Source organism: Actinomycetota bacterium (assembly GCA_016700055.1).
In the GTDB taxonomy this organism is placed as follows: Bacteria; Actinomycetota; Acidimicrobiia; order Acidimicrobiales; family Ilumatobacteraceae; genus Kalu-18.
The window spans coordinates 2,241,344-2,268,118 of the sequence record CP064997.1; the positions used below are offsets into that span (position 1 = coordinate 2,241,344).

General features: G+C 70.1%; 20 protein-coding genes. 10 read left to right on the forward strand and 10 right to left on the reverse strand.

What is annotated here, in order from left to right; all coding sequences use genetic code 11:
- The first annotated feature begins 4 nt into the window (after positions 1–4).
- Both IPM43_10930 and IPM43_10935 read left to right on the forward strand, forming a co-directional pair.
- Complete coding sequence (locus IPM43_10930; protein ID QQS26438.1) at positions 5–1,921, forward strand: fumarate reductase/succinate dehydrogenase flavoprotein subunit; 1,917 nt, start codon at positions 5–7, stop codon at positions 1,919–1,921.
- Positions 1,918–2,691, forward strand: a complete 774-nt coding sequence (locus tag IPM43_10935) for a succinate dehydrogenase/fumarate reductase iron-sulfur subunit (GenBank protein QQS23931.1) — start codon at positions 1,918–1,920, stop codon at positions 2,689–2,691. The genes IPM43_10930 and IPM43_10935 overlap by 4 nt, the downstream gene beginning before the upstream one ends.
- A 3-nt stretch (positions 2,692–2,694) precedes the next feature.
- Here the strand turns inward: IPM43_10935 and IPM43_10940 are convergent, their stop codons facing one another.
- Positions 2,695–4,821: a hypothetical protein gene (locus tag IPM43_10940; protein QQS23932.1), complete on the reverse strand. Its 2,127-nt coding sequence runs from the start codon at positions 4,819–4,821 to the stop codon at positions 2,695–2,697.
- 56 nt (positions 4,822–4,877) lie between these two features.
- On the opposite strand from IPM43_10940, the gene IPM43_10945 reads away from it, so the two are divergent.
- Together IPM43_10945 and IPM43_10950 are read left to right on the forward strand one after the other, a co-directional pair.
- Complete coding sequence (locus IPM43_10945; GenBank protein ID QQS23933.1) at positions 4,878–5,651, forward strand: sulfite exporter TauE/SafE family protein; 774 nt, start codon at positions 4,878–4,880, stop codon at positions 5,649–5,651.
- 77 nt (positions 5,652–5,728) lie between these two features.
- Complete coding sequence (locus tag IPM43_10950) at positions 5,729–7,144, forward strand: sigma 54-interacting transcriptional regulator (GenBank protein ID QQS23934.1); 1,416 nt, start codon at positions 5,729–5,731, stop codon at positions 7,142–7,144.
- Between the two features lie 10 nt (positions 7,145–7,154).
- Here the strand turns inward: IPM43_10950 and IPM43_10955 are convergent, their stop codons facing one another.
- On the reverse strand, positions 7,155–7,706 hold the full coding sequence (locus tag IPM43_10955) for an adenylate/guanylate cyclase domain-containing protein (GenBank protein ID QQS23935.1): 552 nt from the start codon (positions 7,704–7,706) through the stop codon (positions 7,155–7,157).
- 100 nt (positions 7,707–7,806) lie between these two features.
- On the opposite strand from IPM43_10955, the gene IPM43_10960 reads away from it, so the two are divergent.
- A complete protein-coding gene (locus tag IPM43_10960; protein QQS23936.1) occupies positions 7,807–9,831 on the forward strand; it encodes a hypothetical protein in 2,025 nt (674 codons plus the stop codon).
- 19 nt (positions 9,832–9,850) lie between these two features.
- Here IPM43_10960 and IPM43_10965 read toward each other — a convergent pair whose 3' ends face one another.
- Positions 9,851–10,987: a hypothetical protein gene (locus IPM43_10965; protein ID QQS23937.1), complete on the reverse strand. Its 1,137-nt coding sequence runs from the start codon at positions 10,985–10,987 to the stop codon at positions 9,851–9,853.
- 102 nt (positions 10,988–11,089) lie between these two features.
- Between IPM43_10965 and IPM43_10970 the strand changes: the two genes are divergently transcribed.
- The 4 genes from IPM43_10970 (at position 11,090) to gdhA (ending at position 16,088) form a co-directional block, all read left to right on the forward strand.
- On the forward strand, positions 11,090–12,304 hold the full coding sequence (locus IPM43_10970; protein QQS23938.1) for an acyl-CoA dehydrogenase family protein: 1,215 nt from the start codon (positions 11,090–11,092) through the stop codon (positions 12,302–12,304).
- A gap of 213 nt (positions 12,305–12,517) precedes the next feature.
- Positions 12,518–13,606, forward strand: a complete 1,089-nt coding sequence (locus IPM43_10975; protein QQS23939.1) for a hypothetical protein — start codon at positions 12,518–12,520, stop codon at positions 13,604–13,606.
- Positions 13,607–13,857: 251 nt separating this feature from the next.
- Positions 13,858–14,691, forward strand: a complete 834-nt coding sequence (locus tag IPM43_10980; protein ID QQS23940.1) for an SDR family NAD(P)-dependent oxidoreductase — start codon at positions 13,858–13,860, stop codon at positions 14,689–14,691.
- Between the two features lie 56 nt (positions 14,692–14,747).
- Positions 14,748–16,088, forward strand: coding sequence for an NADP-specific glutamate dehydrogenase (gdhA, locus tag IPM43_10985; protein ID QQS23941.1), 1,341 nt, complete (start codon positions 14,748–14,750; stop codon positions 16,086–16,088).
- 113 nt (positions 16,089–16,201) lie between these two features.
- Here the strand turns inward: gdhA and IPM43_10990 are convergent, their stop codons facing one another.
- The 6 genes from IPM43_10990 to IPM43_11015 form a co-directional block, all read right to left on the reverse strand.
- Positions 16,202–16,678: a class I SAM-dependent methyltransferase gene (locus IPM43_10990; protein QQS23942.1), complete on the reverse strand. Its 477-nt coding sequence runs from the start codon at positions 16,676–16,678 to the stop codon at positions 16,202–16,204.
- 292 nt (positions 16,679–16,970) lie between these two features.
- Positions 16,971–17,726: a class I SAM-dependent methyltransferase gene (locus IPM43_10995; protein ID QQS23943.1), complete on the reverse strand. Its 756-nt coding sequence runs from the start codon at positions 17,724–17,726 to the stop codon at positions 16,971–16,973.
- Positions 17,723–18,838: a glycosyltransferase family 4 protein gene (locus IPM43_11000; protein ID QQS23944.1), complete on the reverse strand. Its 1,116-nt coding sequence runs from the start codon at positions 18,836–18,838 to the stop codon at positions 17,723–17,725. Before IPM43_11000 ends, IPM43_10995 begins: the two co-directional genes overlap by 4 nt.
- A gap of 4 nt (positions 18,839–18,842) precedes the next feature.
- Positions 18,843–20,186 carry a hypothetical protein gene (locus IPM43_11005; GenBank protein QQS23945.1) on the reverse strand — a complete coding sequence of 448 codons (1,344 nt, stop codon included), beginning with the start codon at positions 20,184–20,186 and terminating at the stop codon, positions 18,843–18,845.
- The gene (locus IPM43_11010) at positions 20,158–24,291 is read right to left on the reverse strand and encodes a DUF3367 domain-containing protein (protein ID QQS23946.1); all 4,134 of its coding nucleotides are present in this window, start codon (positions 24,289–24,291) and stop codon (positions 20,158–20,160) included. Before IPM43_11010 ends, IPM43_11005 begins: the two co-directional genes overlap by 29 nt.
- 220 nt (positions 24,292–24,511) lie before the next feature.
- Positions 24,512–24,850, reverse strand: coding sequence for an LPXTG cell wall anchor domain-containing protein (locus IPM43_11015; GenBank protein ID QQS23947.1), 339 nt, complete (start codon positions 24,848–24,850; stop codon positions 24,512–24,514).
- Positions 24,851–24,929: 79 nt separating this feature from the next.
- Between IPM43_11015 and IPM43_11020 the strand changes: the two genes are divergently transcribed.
- Positions 24,930–26,003 carry a glycosyltransferase gene (locus IPM43_11020; GenBank protein ID QQS23948.1) on the forward strand — a complete coding sequence of 358 codons (1,074 nt, stop codon included), beginning with the start codon at positions 24,930–24,932 and terminating at the stop codon, positions 26,001–26,003.
- On the opposite strand, the gene IPM43_11025 is transcribed toward IPM43_11020, so the two are convergent.
- Positions 25,987–26,751, reverse strand: a complete 765-nt coding sequence (locus IPM43_11025; GenBank protein QQS23949.1) for a glycosyltransferase — start codon at positions 26,749–26,751, stop codon at positions 25,987–25,989. The two genes, IPM43_11020 and IPM43_11025, sit on opposite strands and share 17 nt — an antisense overlap.
- Between the last annotated feature and the right edge of the window lie 24 nt (positions 26,752–26,775).

Sequence of the window (26,775 nt, forward strand, 5' to 3'; positions counted from 1 at the left end):
GTCGATCTCGCTCGAGTCCAAGATCCCCGCCGGGCCGGTGGAGGACATGTGGGACACGTATAAGCAGGATGTGAAGCTCGTCAACCCGAACAACAAGCGCAAGTTCAAGGTGATCGTCATCGGCACCGGCCTCGCCGGAGCCTCGGCGGCGGCCACTCTCGCCGAGCTCGGGTACCAGGTGGAGGCGTTCACGTTCCACGACTCGCCGCGGCGAGCGCATTCGATCGCCGCGCAGGGCGGGATCAACGCGGCGAAGAACTACCGCGGCGACGGCGACAGCATCCACCGCCTGTTCTACGACACGGTGAAGGGCGGCGACTTCCGCAGTCGCGAGGGCAACGTCTACCGCCTGGCCCAGGTGTCGGTCGACATCATCGACCAGTGCGTCGCGCAGGGAGTGCCCTTCGCCCGGGAGTACGGCGGTCTGCTCGACAACCGCAGCTTCGGCGGGGCGCAGGTGAGCCGCACGTTCTACGCGAGGGGCCAGACCGGCCAGCAGTTGCTCCTCGGCGCCTACCAGCAGCTCGCCCGCCAGGTCGGGCTCGGCACGGTGAAGTTGTGGAACCGGGTCGAGCTGGTCGACGTGGTGGTCGTCGACGGCCGCTGCGCGGGCATCGTCACCCGCGACCTGATGAACGGCGAGGTGGCTTCGCACGCCGCACATGCGGTGGTGCTCGCCACCGGCGGCTACGGGAACGTCTTCTTCCTCTCCACCAACGCGATGGCGTGCAACGTCACCGCGGCGTGGCGGGCGCACCGCAAGGGCGCGCTGTTCGCGAACCCGTGCTACACCCAGATCCACCCCACCTGCATCCCCCAGTCCGACGAGTTCCAGTCGAAGCTGACGCTGATGTCGGAGTCGCTGCGCAACGACGGGCGGGTGTGGGTGCCCTCACAGGTGGGCGACACGAGGGCCGCCGACCAGATCCCCGAGGGGGAGCGCGACTACTACCTGGAGCGGCTCTACCCCTCGTTCGGCAACCTCGCCCCGCGTGACATCTCCTCGCGCGCGGCCAAGCGGGCGGTCGACTCGGGCCGCGGCGTCGGGCCTCTGCAGAACGGTGTCTACCTCGACTTCTCCGACGCCATCGGCCGCCTCGGCCAGCCGGTCATCGCCGAGCGGTACGGGAACCTGTTCGAGATGTACGAGCGCATCACCGGCGAGAACCCTTACGACGTGCCGATGCGCATCTACCCCGCTTCGCACTACACGATGGGCGGGCTGTGGGTCGACTACGAGCTGATGACCAACGTGCCCGGCCTCTACGCGGCCGGCGAGGCGAACTTCTCGGACCACGGCGCGAACCGCCTCGGCGCCTCCGCGCTCATGCAGGGTCTCGCCGACGGCTACTTCGTGCTGCCGTACACGATCGGCAACTACCTCGCGCCGATGCTCAACCAGGCGATCCCGGGCACCGATCACCCCGAGTTCCGTGCCGCCGAGCAGGCGGCGCGCGACCGGTACCAGCGCTACCTCGACATGAATGGCAAGCGCTCGCCGGACTGGTTCCATCGTGAGCTCGGCAAGATCATCTGGGACAACTGCGGGATGGAGCGCACCGCGCAAGGCCTGCAGAAGGCGCTCGCCGAACTGCCTGCGCTGTACGAGGAGTTCTGCCAGGACTTGCGCGTCACCGGTGGCGGCGACACCACCAACCAGACGCTCGAGAAGGCAGGGCGTGTCGACGACTTCTTCCAGCTGGGGATGCTGATGTGCCGCGACGCCCTCGAGCGTGAGGAGAGCTGTGGCGGCCACTTCCGCGCCGAGTACCAGACCGACGAAGGCGAGGCGCTGCGCGACGACGAGCGCTTCGCCCACGTCGCCGCATGGGAGTGGACCGGTGACCCGATGAACGCCGTCCGCCACGTCGAACAGCTCGAATTCGAGACCGTCCACCTCGCCACCCGGAGCTACAAGTGAGCACGCTGAACAACCTCACCCTCACCATCTGGCGCCAGGCCGGCCCGGACGACTCCGGCCGCTTCGAGAGCTACCGCATCGACTCGATCAGCGACGAGGCGTCGTTCCTCGAGCTGCTCGACATCTTGAACGAGCAGCTCATCGAAGAGGGCAAGGAGGCGATCACCTTCGACCACGACTGCCGCGAAGGCATCTGCGGCACGTGCTCGTTGATGATCGACGGCCAGGCCCACGGCCCCCAGCGCGGCACAGCCACCTGCCAGCTGCACATGCGCAAGTTCGCGAGCGGTGACACGATCGTCGTCGAACCGTGGCGCGCGTCGGCGTTCCCCATCGTCAGGGACCTGATGGTCGACCGCGGTGCATTCGACCGCATCGTCGAGGCGGGCGGGTTCATCACCGCCCCTACCGGTGGCGCGCCCGACGCGAACCTGATCCCGATCCCAAAGCCCGTCGCCGACGCGTCGATGGACGCCGCGGAGTGCATCGGCTGCGGCGCGTGCGTGGCGGCATGCCCGAACGGGGCGGCGAACCTGTTCACCGCGGCCAAGATCGCCCACCTCAACCTGCTACCGCAGGGGCAGGCGGAGCGCTACCGCCGCGTCGAGGCGATGGTCGAGACGATGGACGAGCACTTCGGCTCGTGCACGAACCACGGCGAGTGCGAGGCCGCGTGCCCGAAGAGCATCTCGATCGACGTGATCGCGCTGATGAACGCGGACTACCTGAAGGCCAAGTTCAAGAACCGCAAGACCCTGTCCCGCTCGTAGACCTCAGTCCGCCCGACGGGTGATCGTGCAGTGGTCGCGGTTGGTGGCCACGACGTCGCCGGCGACGAGCGTCAGATCGAGCACCAGCGGGCCTTCGACGTCGGGCACGACGTGCTTGACCGTACCGACGCGAACGCAGTCGTCGGCTCCGATGTCGCCTTGCCATTGCCAGTGCTGCGTTCCCCCCGGCCAGTTGAGCGTCGCGGTGACGACGGCATCCGTGAGGGGGGAGCGCAGGTCGCTCACGACGTGCACGTCGAGCGCCAGCGCGTCGTCGGGCCGGCATTCGACGGGGAGGCGGTCGGCGACGACGATCACAGGCGCGCAGGCCTCGGCCAGGGCGTGGAACGCCTGCTTCGGCTGGCGTTCGTGGTCGAGCATGCTGCACGACACCATCGGCTCGGCGTCGTTCAGCATGTACACGCAGAACCCACCCGTCGGGCGGTACTTGAGGCGCCGCAGCGTCTCGACATGGTGCTTGACGAGCTTGGCCTGGTACTCCTGCGACGCCTGCTGCCACGACGCGAAGGTGTCGTGCTCGGCGGGGGGTACGTACCGGGAGAACAGCTCGGCCTGCATGCCGTAGCGGGTGGCGAGGTGTACCCAGTCGAGGTGCGGCCACTGCCGTGGTTCCATGAACGACGCCTCGGTCGGCACCGCCTGCGCGCCGAACTCGCTGACGAAGCGCACGAGGCGCGGCACGGTGGCCGCGAACCCGGGCAGATCTCGCTCGTCCCCGTGGAACCAACCGAAGTAGAGGTGGCTATCGGTGCCGTCGAGCTGGGGCAGGTGGGGTAACACGCCGCTGTGAGCGACGACCGGTCGGGTGTCGTCGGAGCGCTCGAACGTCCGCTTCACCCATCGGTCGAGCACGCTCTTGTTCCAGGTGGGTAGCTGGTTGGCGGCGGCCAGGGTGACGACGAGCTTGCCGGTGTCGAGGGGTTCGCCGGGTTGGAGGTCGAGGCGAAACGGCTCGTTGTGCCCGCACCACACCGCGATCGACGGGTGGTGGCCGAGCGAGTACACCGCTTCCTCCGCCTGGCGCACCGCTTGCCGGCGCACCTGACGGGCGTAGCCCCACTGCAAGGGGAAGTCCTGCCACACGAGCATGCCGGCCTCGTCGGCGGCGTCGTACAGCTCGGGGCGGCTGATGTGCGCGTGCACGCGCACCATGTCGAGTCCCGCGTCGCGGGCGAGGCCGATGTCGCGGCGCAGCTCCTCGGCCGAGGCGTCGGCGAGCGCGGTCCGGGTGGGGGCGAGGTTCGCGCCCTTCACGAAGAGCTGCTCGCCGTTGACCGACAGCTTCCAACCCTGCATCGCCACTTCGCGCAGCCCCGTGCGCAGCTCCAGACGGTGGCTCGGTTGACCGTCGACCAGCACCTCGACGGCGACGTCGGTGAGCTGTGGCTCCCCGAGGGCCCATGGCCACCACAGCCGCGGGTGCTCGACGTCGACGGTCCAGTCGTGGTCGTTCACGCCATGGGCGAGTGTGCGCTCGTCGGCGTGCACGAGCTGGCCGTCGACCCACGTCATCAGGCGTACCGAGCGGGCAGTCTCGCTGTCGAAGCGGGCGTGCAGGCGCAGGTGCGCTCGTGATTCGTCGGCGTCGCGGCACAGCACGCGCAGGCGATCGATGCGCACCGCTCCGGTGGACTCGATCCGCACCGGTCGCCAGATGCCGCCGGGGTTCCACCCCGGCCGGATGCAGTCCCAGTGCTGGAATACACCGGTGATGTTGCGCTTCGCGCGTTTGTCGGTCTGTGGCGAGCACGTCACCTCTACGGCGAGGGCGTGTTCGCTCCCCAGGCGGCACAGCGCGGTCACGTCGTAGGCGTGGGGCACGAAGTACCCCTCCGGGTCGCCGAGATAGGCGCCATCGAGCCACACGTCGCCCTGGTAGAAGATCCCGTCGAGCACCACCCAGCGACGCTCGCCCGGCTCGGGCACGGGCTGCTCGAAGCTCGTGCGGTAGAGCATCGGTCCGTCGCTTTCGGCGAACGCGGGGACGGAGCGCCAGTGCCCGGGGACCGGTACGCGCTCCCACCCGTCGTCGTTCACGTCGAGGCCGATCGCCGAGCGGCGGAGCTCGTCGTCGGCTGGCGCTGCCCGCCAGGTGCCCGACAGATCCATCGGGGCAGGGTAACCGGACGAGGGTCGCACCCCGGTGGCCGCAGTACGGTGCCCGGGTGCGTACGCTCCTCGTCGGCCTCGCCGCGGGATTCCTGTCCGGGGTGTTCGGCGTCGGTGGCGGGATCCTCGTCGTGCCGGCATTGGTGTACCTGCTCGGCATGGACCAGCGCCTCGCGCACGGCACGAGCTTGGCCGCCGTGTTGCCGATCTCCGCGGCGAGCCTCGTCGGCTACGCGATCGCCGGCAACGTCGACTGGCCGGTGGCGGCTCTCCTCGCGAGTGGCGCGGTGGTCGGTGCGCTGATCGGCACACGCCTGCTCCACGTGCTGCCCCACCGCGCTCTCGCCCTCGTGTTCGCGATCGTCCTGATTGCCACCGCGATTCGCCTGTTCATCCCCACCGAGGCATCCGGGCGGGCGAGTCTGACGGTGCTCGGGGCGATCGCCCTCATCGGCGTGGGCGTGCTCACCGGCATCCTCGCCGGACTGCTCGGCGTCGGCGGTGGAGTGATCATGGTTCCGGTGATGATCGCGGTCATCGGCATCGCCCCCGTCGTCGCCAAGGGGACCTCGGTGGCGGTGATCATCCCGACGGCGCTGATGGGCACCTGGCGCAACCGCTCGAACGACAACACCGACTTGCGGGTGGCGGCCACCGTCGGCGCGTCCGGCGTCGTGTCGGCGCTCGCCGGAACGTACGTCTCGCGGAACCTCGACGACACGGTGTCGAACGTCCTCTTCGCCACGCTGGTCCTGTTCGTGGCGGCGCGCATGCTGGTCGACCTACGAAAGCCGCCCGCGCCGGATGTGGACGGGTTCAACCTCGATTAGCCGCGTCGTAGGTCGACCTGCCCGTAACCCGCGGGCTCCCCGTCACCGCCGTGGGGAGTCGGCGGTAGGGTCGGTCCATGGCGCAGCGAACGCATCCGTCACCGGCCACACTCGGCCAGCTGATCGAGTCCGGCTGGCGTTCGGCGCCGGTCAAGGAGGAGATCCGCCGCAACGCCGTGGCCAAGATCGCCGCCGGCGAGCCCCTCTTCGAGGGTGTCATGGGCTACGAGCACACGGTGATGCCTCAGCTCGAGAACGCGCTGCTCGCCGGTCACGATGTGATCTTCCTCGGCGAGCGCGGTCAGGCGAAGACGCGCATGATCCGCTCTCTCACCGGCTTGCTCGACGAGTGGATGCCGATCATCGCCGGCAGCGAGATCAACGACGACCCGTCTCATCCGGTGTCCCGCCACGCCCGCGACCTCGTCGCCGACCGCGGTGACGACACCCCGATCGAATGGGTGCACCGCTCCACTCGCTACGGCGAGAAGCTGGCCACGCCGGACACCTCCATCGCCGACCTGATCGGCGAGGTCGACCCGATCAAGGTCGCCGAGGGCCGCTACCTGTCCGACGAGCTGACGCTGCACTACGGCCTCGTGCCGCGCACCAACCGGGGCATCTTCGCGATCAACGAGCTGCCCGACCTCGCCGAGCGCATCCAGGTCGGCATGCTGAACGTGCTCGAAGAGCGCGACGTGCAGATCCGCGGCTACAAGATCAGCCTGCCCCTCGACGTGATGCTCGTCGCCTCGGCCAATCCCGAGGACTACACCAATCGCGGCCGCATCATCACTCCGCTGAAGGACCGCTTCGGCAGCCAGATCCGCACGCACTACCCCCTCGACGTCCCGGTCGAGGTGGCGATCATGCGCCAGGAGGCGAGGCAGGGCGACGTCGGCGGGGTGACCGTCTCGATGCCGTCCTACATGGAAGACGTCGTGGCCACCTTCAGCCAGCTCGCCCGGGCGAGCAGCCACGTCAACCAGCGCAGTGGGGTCAGCGTGCGCCTCAGCGTCAGCAACCTGGAGGTGCTCGCGGCGAACGCACTGCGCCGCGGCCTGCGGGCGGGCGAGGTGTCGGTTGTGCCACGCGTCTGCGACCTCGACGCCTTGGCCGCGTCGACGAGCGGCAAGGTCGAGATCGAGTCGCTCGAAGAGGGTCGCGAGGGCGCGATCTTGGAGAACCTCGTGAAGGGCGCGGTGCTGACCGTGTACAAGGAACGGGTCAGCCCCGAGACCGTGCGCGACGTGGTCGCCGCGTTCGAAGACGGTGTCGTCGCGCACACGGGAGAAGACGTGCCCTCGCCGGAAGAGGCCCGCACCGTGGAGCAGGTGCCGGCGCTGCGTGCACCCGTGCTCGCCCTGACGGGCGGTGACGAGTCGCCGGCCGCGGTCGCCGCCGCGGTCGAGTTCGTGCTCGAGGGGCTGCACCTGTCCAAGCGGCTCAACAAAGACGCGTCGGGCGCTCGCGCCACCTACCGCAAGCGCTGAAGTCGCGGGTTCAGGCCACGAAGGGTGAGCGCGTCCACAGCTCGCCGGTGTCGTGGCGCCCGTCCGACACCGGTTCGCCGGTGAGGTTCACGACCTCGATCGGGCCGGGGAAGCCACGCAGCAGCATCGGCTCGTGCGGCTCGGCGTTGACCCCTTCGGGCAGTGCTTCCACCTGCGATGCCGGCAGCAACACCTCCCACTCGGTGGCGGCGTCGCACAGGCGTGCCGCGAGGTTCACCGCCGACCCGATGTAGTCGTCGCCCTCGAACAGCAAGGCATAGCCACTGGCGGCACCGACCCGCAGCGTCAACGGGTGACAGGGCTGAACGCAGGCCCGCCCGAGCTCGAGCGCGAACATCACCGCGTCGGACTGGTCGACGGCGACGACCATGCACCCGTCGCCGAGCCACTTCGCGATGCGCACCCCGCGCTCGGAGGCGACGTCGCGGGCGATCGCGCGGAAGGCCGACAGGATCCGACCGGCTGCATCGTCGCCGTTGACGGCGGTGTAGTCGGTGAATCCGGACAGGTCGACGAACACGAAGGTGCGGGGAACGCGCATGGCAATCGTGCGCCAGGCTACGCCCGGACGCGCTGGCAGTCGCGGTTCATGGTGTGACGTACGGACCACCACTCGCCGTGAGCGGGGGTACCCTTCGCCGATGGCCACCCGGTTCACGTATTCGCGCTGGGACGGCTCACAGCGCGGCTTCGACCTGGACGCCGACGCCCTGTTCGACGAGATCACCGACGACCTGCTGTACCACGGCGACGTCAACAACGCCCTGCGCAGGATGATGCAGAACGGTCTGCGTGACCGCAACGGCGAACAGTTGCAGGGGCTGCGCGAGATCATGGAGCAGCTCCGCCAGCAGCGGCGCGAGCGCCTGGAGCGCTCCGACCTCGGCGGCGTCTACCAGGAGATCGCCGACGAGCTCGGCGACATCGTCGACGAGGAGCGCCACGCCATCGAGAACGCCGTGCGCGACGCGGAGGCCTCCGGCGACGAGCGTCGCGCCGAGACCGCGCGCAGTGCCGCCGACGAGCGCAACTTCCGCCTCGACATGCTTCCCGACGACCTCGCCGGCAAGGTGCGTGAGCTGTCCGCGTACGACTTCGAGTCCGCCGAGGCGCGCCAGCGGTTCGAGCAGCTGATGGACAAGTTGCGTGAGCAGCTGATGCAGCAGATGGTCGACCAGATGTCGTCGGCGATGCAGAACATGTCCGCGCAGGACATGCAGCGGATGAAGGACATGCTCGCCGCGCTGAACGAGATGCTCGAGCGCCGCGCCCGCGGCGACGACCCGGGCTTCGAGCAGTTCATGGAGCAGTACGGCGACTTCTTCCCCGAAGATCCGCAGTCACTCGACGAGCTGCTGGAGCTGATCGCGCAGCGCATGGCAGCCATGCAGGCGATGCTCAACTCGATGAGTCCCGAGCAGCGGGCCCAGCTGCAGCAGCTCTCCGACCAGTTGCTCGAGGACATGGATCTGCGCTGGCAGATGGACCAGCTCGGCCAGAACCTGCAGCAGCTGTTCCCGCAGATGAGCTGGAACCGCAGCTACGACTTCGAGGGCCAAGACCCGATGGGTTTCGCCCAGGCGATGCAGACCATGCAGGAGCTCGGTGAGCTCGACCAGCTCGAGAACCTGCTGCGTCACGCGACGACCCCCGGACAGCTCGCCGAGGCCGACATGGACCGCGTTCGCGATCTGCTCGGCGACGACGCCGCCCGGTCGCTCGAGCGTCTCGCCGAGCTCACGAAGATGCTCGAAGAGGCCGGCCTGATCGAGCAGAAGGAGGGCCGGCTGGAGCTCACGCCGAAGGGGTTGCGCAAGATCGGCTCGAACGCGCTGCGCGACCTGTTCAGCAAGTTGTCCAAGGACAAGCTCGGCCAGCACGAGATGGACCGCCTCGGCCACGGGCACGAGCGCACTTACGAGACCAAGCACTACGAGTACGGCGACCCGTTCAACCTCGACCTGCACCGCACCATTCGCAACGCGCTGCACCGCCAGGGTGCCGGAACGCCGGTGCAGCTCTCACCCGACGACTTCGAGGTCGAACGCACCGAGCACCTCACCCGCTCGTCGACGGTGCTGATGCTCGACCTGTCGCTGTCGATGCCGATGCGCGACAACTTCCTGCCCGCCAAGAAGGTGGCGATGGCCCTGCACTCGCTGATCACGTCGCAGTTCCCGCGCGACTACATGGGCATCGTCGGCTTCTCCGAGACCGCGCGCATCCTCACCGCGGAACAGCTTCCGGAGGTGTCGTGGGACTTCGTCTACGGCACGAACATGCAGCACGGCCTGCTGCTCGCACGTCAGCTGCTGGCGCGCCAGAGCGGGACGAAGCAGATCATCATGATCACCGACGGCGAGCCGACCGCTCACATCTCCGGTGACGGCGACGTGTTCTTCCACTACCCGCCGGTGCCCGAGACGATCGAGGCCACGCTGCGCGAGGTGGTCCGCTGCACCCGCGACGGCATCCGGATCAACACGTTCATGCTCGACGCCAACGGCTACCTGCAGGACTTCGTCGAGCGGCTCACCTCGATCAACCGCGGCCGGGCGTTCTTCACCACCCCCGAGACGCTCGGCGACTACGTGCTCGTCGACTTCATCGAGCACAAGCGCCAGCTCGCCCGCGGGCGCGCCGCCCGCCCCCGCCGAGCCGGCTGACGCGCGGCACCATCTCGGTCTAGCCGAGGGCGGGGTGCTGGTGGGCGAAGATCCCGGCCGGGTTCTCCCACCCTGGCACCGCCCACACCCGGAGCATCCACGCCGTTTCCGGGTCGAGCTCGCCACCGACCAGCTCGCAGTCCACTCCGGTGACCGCGGCGTCGAGGGGCAGATGCAGCTCCGGCCGGCCACCGCCCGCGACGACCGTGCAGGTGCCGGCGTGGGGGTGCCAGATGTCGTCGCCGCCGGTGAAGCCCTCCGGCGCTTCGCCGTCGTCGGGCCACAGCGCGTACTCCACGCCGACGACCGCGGCACCGGGCGAGTCGCTCGCGTAGACGAGGCCGAGCGGACGGTCGATCGCGAACGTGCCGGGACGCCCCGAGGCCTGCGGGGGCACGGCCAAGAGGCCGTCGAGCGCAGTGTCGACTCCGACCCGTGACCAGCCGGCCTCCAGCGCGTCGGCGAGCGTGGGCAGGGACAACGCCAGATCTCGCACCTCGACGAGCTCCCCGCCCAGCACGGCTCGCTCGTCGGCGGTCAACGTCGAAAGCGGAACGCCGGCGACGGTGGTGTCGTGGGTGTGATCGCCGGTGATCAACCCGCCGGCGGCGTCTTGCACCCACGAGCCGGCGGCCAGGCCGGGCACGGCGGCGACGGCGACGGCGAGCGGGGCCAGGTTGGCGATGTGCCATCCGCGAGGGCCGAGGACCTTGCCGGAGGTGAACAAGCCGGCGGCGGCGATCGTGCCGGTGACGAGCTGGGTGGCCACGAGCACGAGCTCGAGGCCGCTCGGGCTCGGCGCGGTGGCGTCGTAGGGACCGAAGGGATAGCCGACCGTGCGTGTGAACGACAGGGTGGCCGCGCCGAGGGTCGACACCAGCAACGCCGCCCACATCGCCCACCTCCGGTCGGTGACGACGACGGCCAGGCCGAGCACCAGCGAGACGATGCCGGCGACCGCCAGCGCGAACCCTTCGAGCTTCCACCCGACACCTCGCCCCGCCGCCACCAGCAGGTGCATCGACCCGGTGAAGACGAGCAGGCCGGCGAGCACACCACGCCCGGAGACGAGGCGCGCGGCAGGCTCACCACGCGGCGCGGGAGTGGGCTGCGCGGACGGGGTCGTCGTCTCGGGTCCGCTGGTGAGGGCGCTCATCCGGAGGCTCATGCTGGCACCTGCCGCGGCGGGGGACCAGGCACGGAAGGCGAAGTTACCGAGGGGTAGCCACGGCGGTTACCGCTTGGTAACTTGGAGCACATGGCAGACTTCTCGCTTCAGCTCAACGAAGACCAGCTGCAGATCCAGAAGTGGGTGCACGACTTCGCGGAAGGCGTCATCCGCCCCGCCGCCCACGAGTGGGACGAGCGGGAGGAGTTCCCCTGGCCCGTGGTCGAGGAGGCAGCGAAGATCGGCCTGTACGGCGTCGACTTCTTGCTCAACGCGATGAGCGACCCGAACGGGTTGACCTTGCCCGTCGCGATCGAGGAGCTCTTCTGGGGTGACGCCGGCATCGGCATGGCGATCATGGGCTCGGCCCTCGCCGCCGCCGGCATCAGCGGTAACGGCACGCCCGAGCAGGTGATGGAGTGGGTGCCGCAGTGCTACGGGACACCCGACGACGTCAAGCTCGGCGCGTTCTGCGTGAGCGAGCCCGACGCGGGCAGCGACGTCAGCAGCCTGCGCACCCGTGCGGTTTACGACGAGGCCACCGACGAGTGGGTGCTGAACGGCACGAAGGCGTGGATCACGAACGGCGGCATCGCCAACGTGCACGTCGTCGTCGCCGCCGTCGACCCGGAGCTGAAGGGTCGCGGCCAGGCGAGCTTCGTCGTTCCCGGCGGCACGAAGGGCCTGTGGCAGGGGCAGAAGTACCTGAAGCACGGCATCCGCGCCAGCCACACCGCCGAGGTCGTGCTCGACGACGTGCGCGTGCCGGGTCGCTGCCTGCTCGGGGGCAAGGAGAAGCTCGACGCCAAGCTGGCCCGGGCCAAGGAGATGGGCTCGACCGGTGCCAAGCAGCCCGCGATGTCCACCTTCGAGGCAACTCGCCCGGCCGTCGGTGCCCAGGCGCTCGGCATCGCCCGGGCCGCCTACGAGTACGCGCTCGACTACGCGAAGGAGCGCCACGCGTTCGCCAAGCCGATCATCATGAACCAGGCGATCGCCTTCAAGTTGGCCAACATGATCACCGAGATCGACGCCGCTCGCCTGCTCATCTGGCGGGCCGCGTGGCTGGCCAAGAACGGCGGCTACAAGAACGCCGAAGGCTCGATGAGCAAGTACAAGGCCAGCGAGGTGGCGGTGTGGGTGACCGAAGAGGCGATCCAGATCCTCGGCGGCTACGGCTACACGCGTGAGTACCCGGTGGAGCGCTGGCACCGCGACGCGAAGATCCACACGATCTTCGAAGGCACCAGCGAGATCCAGCAGCTCGTCATCGCCCGCGCGATCTCCGGCCTGCGCATCGAGTGACTTCGACGTAGCGGCGCCCCGGCCGTCGGTACGGCCAGCGGCCGTCGGTACGGCGTGCGGCCGTCGGTACGGCCTGAAGTGCGATATGTCAGAGCACCCGTCTGTATTGAGATATCGCACTTCCATCGACGGAGCACGTGACCGAGGGCGTCAGCGCCGGTGTCGTGGCGCGTATCCGGCGTCGTGCGACCCGCCGAGCGTACGCTGGCTGACATGACGAATCTGCCTCCTCCAGCGCCGCCGCCCGTGCCACCGCGCAAGCCGTTCTGGAAGAGGTGGTGGGTGATCGCGATCGCCGCGATCGTCGTAATCGGGGTCATCTCCACCGTGGCCGGCGGCGGCAACACCGACGACGACGGTGACGGCGGGGCGGGCACGACCGAGGTTAACGACACCGACGCACCCGACACCGACGCACCCGACACCGAGCCGCCGGCGACCGAGCCGCCGGAGACGGAACCGCCGGAGACGGAACCGCCGGAGACCGAGCCGCCACCTCCTCCGGCGGATCCGGTGATCGGTGACACGATCGACATCGGTGACGGCGCGATAGCACGGGTGAACTCGGTGACGCCGAACGCACCGCCGTTGAGCGACTTCATCACCCCGGACCCAGGCACGACGTTCACACGGATCGCCGTCGAGCTGTGCGCCGGGTCGGAGGTGCTTCCAGCGAACCCGCTCTACTTCTCCGGGTCGCTCGACGACAACACAGCCGCCGACGCCGCGCTCGGCGGTCAGGCGTTCGAGACGTTCGGTGTCGCACCGGGAGGCTGCACCGGTGGGACGATTGATCTGACCGTTCCCGATGGGCGCACGCTGGCGTCGGTGATCTTCACCGACGCCATCTTCCGCGAAGTCGGGCGTTGGTCGACCGCTTCGACCGTCCCAGTCGCTGGCCCGTTGGCGCCGACGCAGCCGCCGGTCAGCGCCGGGCCCGGTGAGGTCGTCACGATCGCCGACGGCGGCACCGCAGCCGTGCGGTCCGTGACCGGCAACGCCGCGCCACGCAACGACTTCGTCGACGTCGCCGACGGAAACCAGCTCGTCGAGATCGACGTCGAGCTGTGCGCCGGATCCGCGCCGCTGTCGGTGAACCCGTTGTACTGGGTGGTGACCGACGCGTCGAACGTCAGCTACGGCGCCGAGCTCGGGGGTCAGACGCTGACGACGATCGAACTTGCCGCAGGGAACTGCACCGCAGGTGTGGTCGTGTTCCAGATGCCTGTGGCATCAACTCCGGCGTATGCGGTGCTGACCGACACCGGCTTCGACGAGATCGGCCGCTGGCGCACCGCCTGAACCGAACCTGCCGAAGCTCACGGCGATTCTGCGCATCGAGTGGCTCAGGCGTAACGGCGCCACCGCGCGCCCGCCGCGGCGCCCCGGCCGTCGGTGCCGTGGAAGTGCGATATGTCAGAGCACCCGTCTGTATTGAGATATCGCACTTCCATCGACTGGAGCACGTGAACGAGGGCGCCGGATTGGCCCTACACCTGCCTGCGGACGGAGAATCGCGCATCGAGTCGTCCACCAACGGAAGGAGTCGAGGCATGTCTGAGAATCGTCGCAAGCGCACGGTGTTCATCACCGGGGCGGCCGGTGGTCTTGGCCGCTCGTCCACCGAGCTGCTCGTGAAGAAGGGCTGGACGGTCTTTGCCGGGGACTTCGACCAGGCCGCGCTGCGTCGCCTGACGAAGGCCGTCGACGTCGTGCCGGTCGCCGTCGACGTGACCGACCAGGCCAGCGTCAACCGCGCTGTGGCCAAGGTCGGCAAGCTCACTAAGGGGCTGGACGGCATCGTCAACTTCGCCGGGATCCTCACCATCGGATCGATGATCGAGCTTCCCGAGGACACGCTGCGGCGCATCTTCGACGTCAACGTGTTCGGCACCTACCGGGTGAACCAGGCGTTCTTCCCGCTGCTGAAGGCGCGCAAGGGGCGGATCGTGAACATCAGCTCGGAGACCGGCTGGCAGAGCGGCGCCCCCTTCAACGGCGCCTACGCGATGACCAAGCACGCGATCGAGGCGTACTCGGACTCGCTGCGGCGGGAGCTGGCGCTGCTCGACATGCACGTGGTGAAGATCCAGCCCGGCCCGTTCCGCACGGAGATGACCGCCTCGATCGGTCCCAACTTCGACCGCGCCGCAGACCAGTCGCAGCTGTTCGGCAAGGTGCTGCGCAAGATGCGCGGTGCGGCCGTCCGCGAGGGCGAGCACTCGAGCGACCCGGAGATCCTCGCCGAGGCCGTGCTGAAGGCCCTGACCGCGAAGCGGCCCGGCCCGTCCTACAGCGTCCGCCCGGCCAGGGAACGGGCGCTGATGGAGTACCTGCCCACCCCGGTCGTCGACCGAGTGATGCTGGAGTTCTTGAAGCGGATGTGAGCATGCCCGGCCGGCGGTCTTGGGTGCCGGCCGCCTCGTTTGACATCCTCAGGCCCATGATCGACGAAAAGCTCGAGGCCATCTTCGACGACGTCGTGCGTCGCAATCCCGCCGAGCCCGAGTTCCACCAGGCCACCCGCGAGGTGCTCGAGTCGCTCGGCCCGGTCGTGGCCAGGTACCCCGAGTTCACCAGGCACAAGATCATCCAGCGGATCTGCGAGCCCGAGCGCCAGGTGATCTTCCGGGTGCCGTGGCAGGACGACCACGGCGAGGTGCACATCAACCGCGGCTTCAGGGTCGAGTTCAACAGCGTGCTCGGCCCGTACAAGGGCGGCTTGCGGTTCCACCCTTCCGTAAACCTCGGCATCGTGAAGTTCCTCGGCTTCGAGCAGATCTTCAAGAACGCGCTCACCGGGATGCCGATCGGGGGCGCCAAGGGCGGCGCCGACTTCGACCCGAAGGGCCGCTCCGACGACGAGGTGATGCGCTTCTGCCAGAGCTTCATGCTGGAGCTCGCGCGACACCTCGGCGAGTACACCGACGTGCCCGCCGGCGACATCGGCGTCGGCACGCGTGAGATCGGCTACCTGTTCGGCCAGTACAAGCGGATCACGAACCGGTACGAGTCCGGTGTGATCACCGGCAAGGGCACCGCCTGGGGCGGATCGCTCGTGCGCACCGAGGCGACGGGCTACGGCGTGGTGTTCTTCACCGACGCGATGCTGCGTGCCCGGGGCCTGTCGCTGGACGGCAGGTCGTGCCTGGTGTCCGGCGCGGGAAACGTGGCGATCTACGCGATCGAGAAGCTGCACGAGCTGGGGGCGAAGGTCGTCGCGTGTTCGGACAGCGACGGCGTCGTCCACGACCCCGCGGGGATCGACCTCGACCTGTTGAAGCAGGTGAAGGAGGTGGAGCGGGCCAGGCTGACGGTGTACGCCGAGCGACGGGCATCGGCCACGCACCTGCCCCACGGCGACATCTGGTCGATCCCGTGCGACGTCGCGCTTCCCTGTGCGACGCAGAACGAGCTTTCCGGCAGCGGCGCGAAGTCGCTGATCGACAACGGCTGCATCGCCGTCGCCGAGGGAGCGAACATGCCGTGCACGGCGAACGCGGCGCGGGCGTTCGTCGAGGCGGGGGTGTCTTTCGGGCCGGGCAAGGCGGCCAACGCCGGCGGAGTGGCCACCTCCGCGCTGGAGATGCAGCAGAACGCGAGCCGCGACTCGTGGACGTTCGAGTTCACCGAGTCCAAGCTGGCCACGATCATGGAGGGCATCCACGCGGTGTGCCTGGAGACGGCCGACGCGTTCGGCGCCCCCGGCAACTACATCGTCGGCGCCAACATCGCCGCCTTCCAGCGTGTCGCCCGTGCGATGCTCGCCCTCGGCCTCGTCTGAAAAAGCGCGGCTAGCGCGCCAATCTGTCAACGAACCTGCGGCAGGCGCCGGTTCGTTGACAGATTGGCGCGAAACCTGCGGTTTAACCTGCGGTTTGCCCTACGGGCTACGGGCTACGGGTTCGCGGCGGCGGCGGCGGCGAGTTCGACCACGCCCACCCGGGCGCCGAGGGTGAGCGAGGCGCGCACCCGGGCGTCGCGGGAGAGCCTGGCCCAGCAGTCGCCCATGTCGGCGGAGAAGTCGATGTCGTCGAACACCACCAGCGTTCCCGGAGCGGAGCCGGCGACGACGGCCTCGAACTGGGGGATCACCCACTCGCTGGTGTGCACGCCGTCGAGGAACGCCAACCCGATCGGCGGGTGCTGCGCTTCGAGCATGCCGAGGTTGTCCTCGAACTTGCCCTCCACCAGGGTGAACCTCGTCCCCACCGCCGCCAGGTTCTCCCGGGCGACCTCGGCCCACGCGGGGTTGATCTCGAACGTGACGGGGTGGCCGTTGCCGTTGCCTTCCAGACCGGCGAGCCAGTACATGCCCGACACCCCGAAGGCCGTGCCGACCTCGACGACGAGCGAGGGCTGCCGAGCGGACACCAGCTCGCGATACGCCCGCCCGAACGCGGCGGGGGCCGTACCACGCTCGGCAGGCGTGTCGCCGCGGTGCCTTGCCCGTATCCCTCCCACAGCGTCTGCGGGCCGCGGGCGTCGGTCAGGCGGGTGCGCTGCTCGACGAGGGCGTCGAGTGCCGATCTGCCCGGGTTCCAGATGGGCCGCTTCAGCAGCCCGGCCAGGAACGACCCGTCGTGGCGACGCACCCAGCGCACCCGCAGCCGTCCGGAGGCGACGACGCCGCGCTCGCCTGCGGCAACCGCACGGGAGACCAGCTTCACGGGTGCGGATCGTGGGTGGAGGCGTAGGCGGTGCGTCGCATGACAGCCTCCAGGTTCCACGTGAGCACCTCGCGCGCCCCGGGCAGGCGAACGACGGCTCGGGCCCACGACGGGTAGTACCGCGGCGCCAGCGAAAGCAGGCTGAGGGCGTCGTCGTCGCGGATCCAGCGGACGACCTCGCCGATGCTCAGCCGGTAGAGGCTCTCGCCGGGCACGTTCTTCACCGTTTCGCCGCGTGCCTCGTACCTGCGTACCGCGCGCTCGGCACCGAAGTAGTGCCACGGAGAGATCTCGTGGCCACCCCACGGTGACAGCCAGTTCGTGAACGAGAGGTAGACGACCCCGCCGGGCCGGCAGCAGCGCCCGAGCTCGCCGAGCAGGAGTCGCGGCGCGGGGACGTGCTCCAACACGTTGGAGCAGTGCACGACGTCGAACGTGGCGTCGGCGAACGGCAAGCGCTGGCCGTCGGCGACGATCGCGCGCTGTGCGGAGCGCCCGTGCAAGGCCAGCTCCGCCGACGACGGGTCGACGGTGACGCAAGTCGCCCCGGCATCGTCGAACGCGTCGGCCACGTAGCCCGGGCCGCCGCCCACGTCGAGCACGTCCGCGCCACGGACCGCCTGCCAATGCGCCACCGTGGCCACCACGTCGCGCGCCATCATCGTGTAGAGCCGGGCGGGATCGTGGCGCTCGGCCCGGAAGGCCGAGAACAGCTCGGCGGTACGGCGCAAGTCCCGACGTGGGCCGCTCACTGCGACCTCCCCCTCGGTCCGCGGGCGATGGCTTCCAACGCGACCTCCTCGAACAGATCGACGGTGTGGTTCACGTCCAGCTCGGTGGCCCGCCCGCGTGCCGCCTCGCCGTAGGCGCCGAGTTGCGCCCTGTCGCCGGCCAGCTCGACCCAGACCTTGGCGAGCTCGTCGGGGCTGGTCACGAGACGCCCCGTCACGGCGTCGACGATCGCGTCACGCACACCCGGTGCGTCGAAGGCGAGGGCGGGGGTGCCGTGCGCGCCGGCCTCGGTGATCGCGATGCCCCACCCCTCGTGGCTCGCGGCGTGCACCAGCAGCCACGCCTCGGCCAGCAGGCGGTGCTTGTGATCGTCGTCGACGCGCCCGACGAGCTCTACACCCTCGCCCGCTCGTGCCGCGAGGCGGGCTCGCTCAGGCCCGTCGCCGATCACCACCAGGCGTCCACCGACGACGGGACGCACGTGCTCCCACGCGTCGAGCAACAGCTCGATCCGCTTGTGCGGCACGAGTCGCCCGAGGGCGACGAAGAGCGGCTCGGTCGAGCGCGCCGCTGCCGCGCCGGGGGGCGGTGCGTCGATCGTGTTCGGCACGATGCGGATCTGCGATTCCCGGAAGCCGAGCTGACCGAGAGCCTGCGCGGTGGACGGCGAGACGGCGACGACGAGGCAGTTCCGGTAGACGAACGGAACGAGGCGGCGTTCGAACCAGCTCCCGGCAGCCGCGATCGGTCGGGGGAAGGTGAGCGGCCACTGCTCGGTGTGCACGTGGTGCACGAGCAGCACCGTTGGGCCGCGGCGCCAGAGCGGGGTGCAGTAGGTGGCGCCGTTCGCCACGTCGAGCACCAGATCCGCGCCGCGGGCATGGCGCCGGTCGAGCAACGGCATGCGCAGGTACTGCGAGTAGGTGCCCCCGGCATCACGGGCCGCGTACGAACGGCCGCGCTGGTCGCTGTCGCCCGCGCCGGCAGCGGCGGTGCCGACCGGCCCGCCGCAGAAGAGCTGCACGTCGTGCCCGCGTCCGGCGAGGCCGGTGGCGAGCTGGTCGACGAGGCGTTCCGAACCCCCCGCCTGCGGGTGGGCGAGGTCACGCCAGGCGTGGATGACCAGCTTCATCTGCTCAGACCCCCATCGCCGACGGCCCGGCGTCGAGGTGTGCCGCTACGGCCGGCGCGAACGGCCGGTCGCGAATCCACCACAGCAGGGCAAGGCCGGCCAGCCCGGCCAGCGTCGCGCCGGCGAGCCAGGCCACCGACGCCTGCATGATCGTCAGCCTGCGCCACATGACGAACACGGGCAGCAGCACCGCGGTGACGAGGATCAAGGGGAGCGCGAGGATCATCCGCGACAGGTGCCTGACGTTGGCCACCGCGTTCGCGACGGCGAAGCAGGCCATCGGGATGGCGGCGATCGACAGGACGCGGATGACGGCGACGGAGTCTTCGTAGTCGCCGCCGTACACGCTCTCGACGAGGGTCGCGCCGAGCTGCGTGACGACTGCCATCGCGCTCGACAGCACCAGACCGAGCACTAGAGCGTGACGGGTCTGTTCGGCGAGCGGCGACGTGCGCCCGGCGTCGGCGAGCAGCGTGGTGGCCACGTTCTGGGCGATCACGTACATCAGCAGGGCGATGTTCCAGGCCAGGAAGAACTTCGCGTTCTCGTCCGAGCTCACGGCCAGCGCGACGAGCAGCGGCAACGACGTCGGCGCGGCCCTGGCGACGAGTGTCCCCGCCACGGTCAGCCCGAGGTAGCCGACGATCGACCTGGCGTCGGGCGGGAACGGACCTAACGCGAACCGCTGCGGGTCGTGGCGTTCGGCCAACAGCCAGACGACCGGGCCGGAGAGGGCGACGACGCCGGTTCCCGCCAGGAAGTACGGCAGCGGGTCGTCGCCACGGCACACGACCGCGACGAGGAGCACGCTCGTCACCGCGACTGCTGCCGAGCGGGCGATGATCCACCCGTAGCGGCCCTGCCCGAGCAGGCGGATCTCCACCAGGATCGTCCCCGATGCTCCCGCAGCGATGGCCGCGAACGCGAGTGCACCGGGCACCGACTGCAGCGGCTCGAGCTGTTCGATTCCGGCGACCGTGACGACGGTCGCGACGCCGATGGCGAGAGCACCGGCGGCGAGCATCGACACCGCCAGGGTGAGGTTGTGGACCACCCGCGCCGGGTGGCCGGGCGTCACCCCGAACCGAGCTACGGCGGGCACCAGCGTGAGGGCACAGAGGTAGGTGAGAAAGGCGATGGCACTGGCGAGGGCGGCGACGCGACCGACGTTGTCGCTCGTCGTCACCCGCGCGGCGATGGCCCAGAAGAGCGCACCTCCCGCAGCGATGACGAGCACCGACGCAGTGAGCACCGACGAGCCACGGAGGATGGCGCTGTCGCGCAGGCGCCGGCCTTGCTCGGTGGCGGCGCCCGGGGCGTCACGGTGGCGCCGACTCGTCCCGAGCACGAGGCTCGACAGTACCGGACCGGCGCATCTCGGCGACGACGCCGGAGATGCACACGAGCGTCAGCAACACCGCCAGTCTGGCGCTGTGGTGCGCAAGGCCGCGCTGCGCGGGCCACAGCGGCCACACCGGTTCCAGCGGAGGCCCGAGCGGTGGGATGGTCGCCAGGGCGGCGAGCACCACCAGCGCGACGGCGGCGGCGCCGATCGCGGTGGAGCTGAGCCAGCCTCGCTCCACGCACACGACGGCGACGGCGACGACGAGCAGGCTCGGCCATCCGCCCACCAGCGTCGCGAACACCAGCGTGGCCGCGAGGCTGGCAGGCACCAGCCAACCCGGCACCACCTGGCGGCGAGCGCCGGTCACCCGGGCCAACGCCGCGCGCCGGGGGTCGGCGATGACCAGCGCGACGAGCACGCCGAGGGTGGCGAGCGCGACGTCGGCGGAGCGAGCGAACAACGCCTGGCTCGCCTGGCCGACGCGGATCTCCTGTGGGCCGCCCTCGGCCAGCACCCACCCCGCCTGCACGTCCAACGACAGTGTGGCGAGCGTTCCCGATTCCGTCGACGCTCGCCACCCGGGGGAGTAGGCCTGGCCGAGGACTACCCTCGTGCCGGCGGGAGCGTCGAGGCGCAGGGTGTGCTCGACGGCGCCACGCTCGACGACCTCCACCTCGACGGCCGAAGCCGGTACCGGTTCCCTTCCGTCGGTGGCGACGAAGCGGGCCCAGTCGAGGGGCAGACCGGGCACCGTCGAGAGCTCGTGCCACCCGCTCGACAGCTCCAACGCGGTGCACGCCTCGATCGCCACCGGCGTCCCCGCCAGCAGTTCGGACAGCGCGCCGAGCGGTCTCACACCGACCGTCCGGCCGTCCAGCACGACCAGGTCCTCCCTGCACTCGTCCGCCCGGTAGGCGAGTGCATTCGCTCGGTCGTTCAGCTCCACCTCGGCGATGGTCATCGACCAGCCGCTGGCCGAATCGAGGGTGGTCGGCGAGACGGTGAACGAGATGTTGTCGGCGAGCGGCGCGCCCGCAGGCCAGGTCAGCTCCACGCTGCAGGTGGCCTCGCCGGCGATGGTGACGATCCGCACCTCGCCGCGCTGCTGCTCGCCGCCGCGCCGGCAGCTGCGGGCCGGGTCGAGCCGCGTCTCCACGTCGCCGCGGGCGACGTCGAGCCGATGGGGGAGATCTGCGCCGCCGTCGACGCGCAGCACGAGTCGGGCGCTGCGAACGTCGTTCCCCCTGGTCCCCTGGACGCCCGCGACGAACGTGGAGACGGGTGCCGAGTCCAGTTCCCACGAAGTCGCCGTGTCGCCGTCGAACGCGCGAACCGGTTCGCCGCCGGTTGGCGCGATGCCCGACGTGACGGCGTCGATCCACAGCTCGCTGCGGAGCAGGCGCGCGACACCCGTCGCGGAGCCGGCGGGTGTCACCTGCAGCGAGCCCTGCAGCTCGAACGGCCGCCCGACGGGCAGGCGGAACCTCCGGTTCAGGGCGCCCTCGGGGTCACGGGGCAGTCCGGTCAACCGTTGCAGCTCCACCGAGAACGCGGCGTCGGCCAGCGGCGCACCTACCTCCGGTGAGCTGTCCGCAAGGCGGGCGAGGTCGTCGGGCAGGACGACCCTCTCGGCAAGGTCGAGCCCCGGAACCTCTACCTCGGCCAAGCCGAACGGCCCCCCACCGTCTCCTTCCACCTCCAACGGGACGATCACGAGCTCGTCGGTGGTCTGGGGCGGGATGCGCAACGCGTTCACGGTGCCCGGTTCGACGTCGAACTCGAACGGCTCCTCGCCGGGCACCACCACGGCGACCCTCGACACCGTGCGGCCTCCGTCCACCACGGCCACCCGCACCCCGACCTCGTCGATGCTGTGCGGTTCGGCCAGCTCGACTCGCACCGCCTGACCGTACGAGGCGGCACTGACCCCGGTCAGCCAGGCCGTCGTCGGGTCGCCGTCGAAGGCCGCCGATGGCCGGTGGGCGAGCCCGGGGTCCCACAGCGATGCAGGCCCGGCGTATGCGATGCGCACCGCGTCGCCGAACGTGGTCACGCTCTGGCTGCCCTCCACACCCTCGAACAGGTCGTCGACGCGATCCGTGTCGAGCGCGGTGAGAGTGCGCTGCTCCTGTCCCCACGCGAGCGGGCGGCGACGGTTGGTGTCGCTCAGCACCACCGACGCCCCGGCGTCGAGCTCGGCCGCGACCTCGCCGGCGTCGAGCGGTGCCGTGTAGCGGATCGGCCCGAGGGTGTCGAGTGCGGCGGAGCGGGCGAGAACCGACCACGCGGCGCCGTCGCCGGACACGAGCACGGCAGGCGCCGGTGTGACCGCACGGACGACGTCGTCGACGCCGGGCACCACGAACACCTCTACCGGATGCAGCCGGCGCTCGTCGTCAGCGCTCGCCGTTTCGTCGTCCGGGCCGGTGACGTTCTCGCCCTGCCTGCCGAAGGTCTCGGTCAAGGCCAGCGTCTCGTCGTCGCGCAGGCCCTGCAACATCTGGGGCCTGGCCACACCGGCCGCCTGCCAGTCGAGGTCGTTGCGCACGACCACGTACTGCACGCCGAGGCGACGCAGGATCGGCGCGAGCGTGCCCGGCTCGTACCGGCCGCTCGTGACGAAGCGGTCGATGGCCACGGTGAGGTTCGCGGCCTCGGCCGGCGAGCCAGTGAGCGGCTGGGCGAAGATCGCCGGGCGGTCGAGCAACGAGGGGAAGATGTCGCCACCCGCGGCCGAGCCCCAGCGGTAGGCCTCCACGCTCGATCCGGGTAGGACGAGCACCCGGCCGGCCCCTGGCTGGGCATCGAGCCACGAGAACGCCTCGCGCCAGTAGTCGGGGACATCGCCGTGAAGTCGCTGGCCGTACGCGAACGCGTCGCCGGACAACAGCGGCCAACCGGAGGGCACGAGCACGAGCGCGATCGCGCCGGCGGCGAGCACCGTTCGCACCCGACGCGGCGGCCCCTCCCGTCGGTTCCGCTCGCGGAGCTCCCTCATCGCGAGGGCGGACAGCACGGCGACGGCCAAGACGAGCCCGGCACCGGCCTTGTACACGTTCCTGAACGCGAAGAGCGCCGGGCTCGCGTCGTAGAGCCGGCGCAGTGCGGACCCGAGCGGAGCCGGGTTGCTCACCGGGTAGGCACCCACCATCGCGGCTGCGGCCACGGCCAGCACGACGCCCATCACCAGCCGGATACGCCGGCGGCCGAACACGACTGCCGCCACCGCCACCGCCACGGGTACGAACGTGGCCGCGATCACGTACCAGTTCGTGAAGTACACCGTCAGGTAGGGGAACACGAGTGGTCCCCGCGGGTTCCAGTACTGCAGCCAGAACCCGAGACCGCGCAGGCTCTCCGCCCAGCTCGACGAACGGCTGACGGCGTCGACCGACTCGGTGCTGCCGAGGTTTCGCGCGAGGGTCTCCGACGACATCACCGAGCGGACCACCACCGGGGCAAGCGCGAGCATCGAGAGCGCCAGCGCCCGCGCAGACCACGAGAGCATCGAGCGCAGGCCCACCTCGCGCCCGGCGACGAGGCCGACGGCGATGATCACGGCCGGAACGAGCGCCATGGCCAGCCCCGGCGGGTTGTGCGAGCCGGCGGTGGCGAGGGCGAGCGCGAACACCGCCGCCCACCGCCAGCGCGAATCAGTGGTCGCGCCACGCCACACCGCGAGCACGAACCAGGGGCACAGCGCGACGTTCAGCAGCAGCGCAGTCGGGAAGAAGAAGCCCGACGTGAACGGTGCACACACGAACCAGGCGCCCGCGAGGAGGGCCTCCGCGCGGGCGCCGGGCAGGGCAGCACGCGCGACCGCGGCTGTGCCGATGGCTCCGATGCAGAGCACCGCCGCGAACCAGAACCGCTGGGCGAGCCAGGGCTCGAACCCGACCGACCGCACGAGCATCATGAACGAGTCGGTGACCGGCAGGTAGTGCTGCGTCGGACCGCCGAGGTCCACCTCGGGGTTCCACACCGTGAAGATCGATGCGAACGAGCGGTGCGGGGCCCAGTTGTGGACGAACCGGTTGTCCCCCAGGTACCACCCCGGCTCGTGGGCGAAGGCGACGAATGTCGCCAGCAGGGCGAGCCCTGCCGCCACGGCAGCAAACCCAGCCGGTTTCGCTCCACCGCGATCTGTGCCGATGGCGACCCTGTCGCTACCGCGAACGCGGTGGAAGACGGCGAAAGCGAACGCGAAGAGAGCTACCGCGAGGGGTAGCACGAGGTCGCGAAAACCCCAACTCATCGGAGGTGGGCGCCGTCCCGGGAAGGGTCAGCGAACCGGGCCACGCCGCTGCGTGGCGCTGGAACCGACGGGCTCAGCTGGTGGTCGTCGAACGACGGCGCACGGCGGTCGACACGACCAGAGCGCCACCGAGTGCGGTGAGACCGACGGCGACAGGGAGCAGCGTCGAGTTGTCGGAACCCGTTGCCGGCAGCGTCGTGACGCCGCCTCCGCTACCGGTGCCTGCACACACCGCGTTGGCCGCCGCGACGGCCGCTGCGTACGCAGCCACGTCGAGCTCGCCGTTGACGAAGAAGTCCGCGGCGTCGACAGTCGGGGGCACGCACGTCTGGGCGCCGGCCGTCAAAGTGCCGGCTCCGAGAGCGAGCCCGCCAGCGAGCACCACCGCCCCTGTCCACGTCTTGAGATTCACCACTACCTCCCCGTCAACTTGGGTGGCAGGATAACCGCAGGTCGCAGGCAGATCAAGCCTTCTTCTGAAAACCTCCACCGTGCGCATCGCCCTCGTCCTGCCCCCTGCGAAGACATCGCACGAGATCGACACCTTGCGCGCGGTGCCCGGTGCCGAGGTGCAGGTGGTGGCCGATCCGGTGTTTCACCCCGACGCCACGCACCCTCTGCGCAGCTTCGCCGTGCCGTGGCTCGGCTCGCCGCGGCGCTGGACCGCGGCCCTCGCGTGGCTGCGCGGGATGGGAGATGTGGCCCTCGGCGATCTCGACGCGGTCGTCTCGTTGGAGCTGTTCAGCGTGGCCACCGGCCAGGCTGCCGGGCTCGCGGAGCGCCTGCAGGTTCCTCACCTCGTGTACGTGACCGAGATCCTCGACGACAACCCGCTCTACCGGCTGCCGCCGTGGAGGTGGTATTCGCGACGCATCCTGCGAACCCTCGATGGCGTGCTCTGTTGGAACGAGGCCGGAGCACGCCATGCCGTGGCCCGCGGCGTCGATCGAGCCCGGATCGAGGTGGTCTCACCAGGTGTCGACACCGCCGTGTTCCATCCTCCGCCATCTCGATCGACCGAGCCGGTCGCGATCACGGTCGGTGAGCTGCGCGCGGACAAGGGCGTGATGAACGTGATCGCCGCTGCCGATCGCGCAGTGGCCCGGCTGCCGGGCGGGTTCAGGCTCGTCGTCGTGGGCGACGGGCCGCTGCGTGACGACGTCGACGCGGCCGCCAGGGCGCGGCCGTGGCTCGAGGTTCGCGGCCGCTTGGCGCGATCCGAGGTTGCCGACGAGCTGCGGCGCGCTGCGGCGTTCGTCCTCGCCCCCGAGTCCCGCCCGTTCTGGGCCGAGCAGCTCGGCTTCGCGGTGATCGAGGCGATGGCGTGCGGTCTGCCGGTGGTCGTCACGAGGTGTGGCGCCCTCGGCGAGGTGGTGCCGGAGTACAACCCGGTGGTCGACGAGGGAGATCTCGACGCCGTCGCCGACGGTTTGGTGCAGGCGCTCGGCCCCGCCGGCGCCGAGTGGGGTGAGCGCAACCGCATCGCGGTCGACGAGCGTTACACGCTCTCCACTCAGGGCCGCCGGCTCGGCGAGGCGGTGGAGCGGCTCACGAGATCTCGTTGAGCGACACGCTCGTGAGCGAGTGCCCTGGCGCGACCGCCCGCGCCGTGGCGCGCACGCGGCGACGGATGCGCACCAGGTCGAACAGCATCAGCAGTGGGTCCTTGGTGAGGCGCACCTTGCTGCCCGGCTGCTCGGTCCACTCGACGGGCACCTCGATCATCCGCGCGCCGATCTCGCGGGCGAGCATCAACACCTCGACGTCGAACGCGAACCCGTCGACATGCGTATGGGCGAAGAGCGTTCGGCCGAGCTCGCCGCGGAACGCCTTGAATCCGCATTGGGTGTCGAGCAGCTCCAGCCCGGTGGCCAGCCTCACTGCGCGGTTGAACATGATGCCCATGTGGGTACGCGCCCAGCTGGCGTCGCGCACGTCCGCCGCCGCCGCCGCGCGGGAGCCGACGGCCACGTCGGCGCCTGCGAGGGCCGCGGTGAGCCGCGGCACGTCGGCCAGGTCGGTGGCCAGGTCGGCGTCCATGTACATCACAATTCGTCCCATCGAGGCGCCGATCCCGGCGCGCACGGCAGCGCCCTTGCCCTGGTTGCGCAGCAGGTGCACCACCCGTACTCCCCGGGCAGTGGCCGCGGCGTCGAGCGCGGCGCCGGTGCCGTCCGTGCTGCCGTCGTCAACCAGGATCACCTCGGTGTCGTCCGTGGCGAGCGCGACGATGGCGGGCAGCGTCGCGTCGAGGCGGTGCATCTCGTCGTAGAACGGCACCACCACGCTCAGCTCGGTGCGCCCACTCGCCATCGAATCATCGTAGAACGCGTCGGC

Coding starts and splice junctions, on each gene's coding strand:
- IPM43_10940 (QQS23932.1), bottom strand. CDS start 4,821: ATGGATCTGTCGGGCACCTGGCGGGCAGCGCCAGCCGACGACGAGCTC.
- IPM43_10950 (QQS23934.1), top strand. CDS start 5,729: ATGGCGCAGCGAACGCATCCGTCACCGGCCACACTCGGCCAGCTGATC.
- IPM43_10955 (QQS23935.1), bottom strand. CDS start 7,706: ATGCGCGTTCCCCGCACCTTCGTGTTCGTCGACCTGTCCGGATTCACC.
- IPM43_10960 (QQS23936.1), top strand. CDS start 7,807: ATGGCCACCCGGTTCACGTATTCGCGCTGGGACGGCTCACAGCGCGGC.
- IPM43_10965 (QQS23937.1), bottom strand. CDS start 10,987: ATGAGCGCCCTCACCAGCGGACCCGAGACGACGACCCCGTCCGCGCAG.
- IPM43_10970 (QQS23938.1), top strand. CDS start 11,090: ATGGCAGACTTCTCGCTTCAGCTCAACGAAGACCAGCTGCAGATCCAG.
- IPM43_10975 (QQS23939.1), top strand. CDS start 12,518: ATGACGAATCTGCCTCCTCCAGCGCCGCCGCCCGTGCCACCGCGCAAG.
- IPM43_10980 (QQS23940.1), top strand. CDS start 13,858: ATGTCTGAGAATCGTCGCAAGCGCACGGTGTTCATCACCGGGGCGGCC.
- gdhA (QQS23941.1), top strand. CDS start 14,748: ATGATCGACGAAAAGCTCGAGGCCATCTTCGACGACGTCGTGCGTCGC.
- IPM43_11000 (QQS23944.1), bottom strand. CDS start 18,838: ATGAAGCTGGTCATCCACGCCTGGCGTGACCTCGCCCACCCGCAGGCG.
- IPM43_11025 (QQS23949.1), bottom strand. CDS start 26,751: ATGGCGAGTGGGCGCACCGAGCTGAGCGTGGTGGTGCCGTTCTACGAC.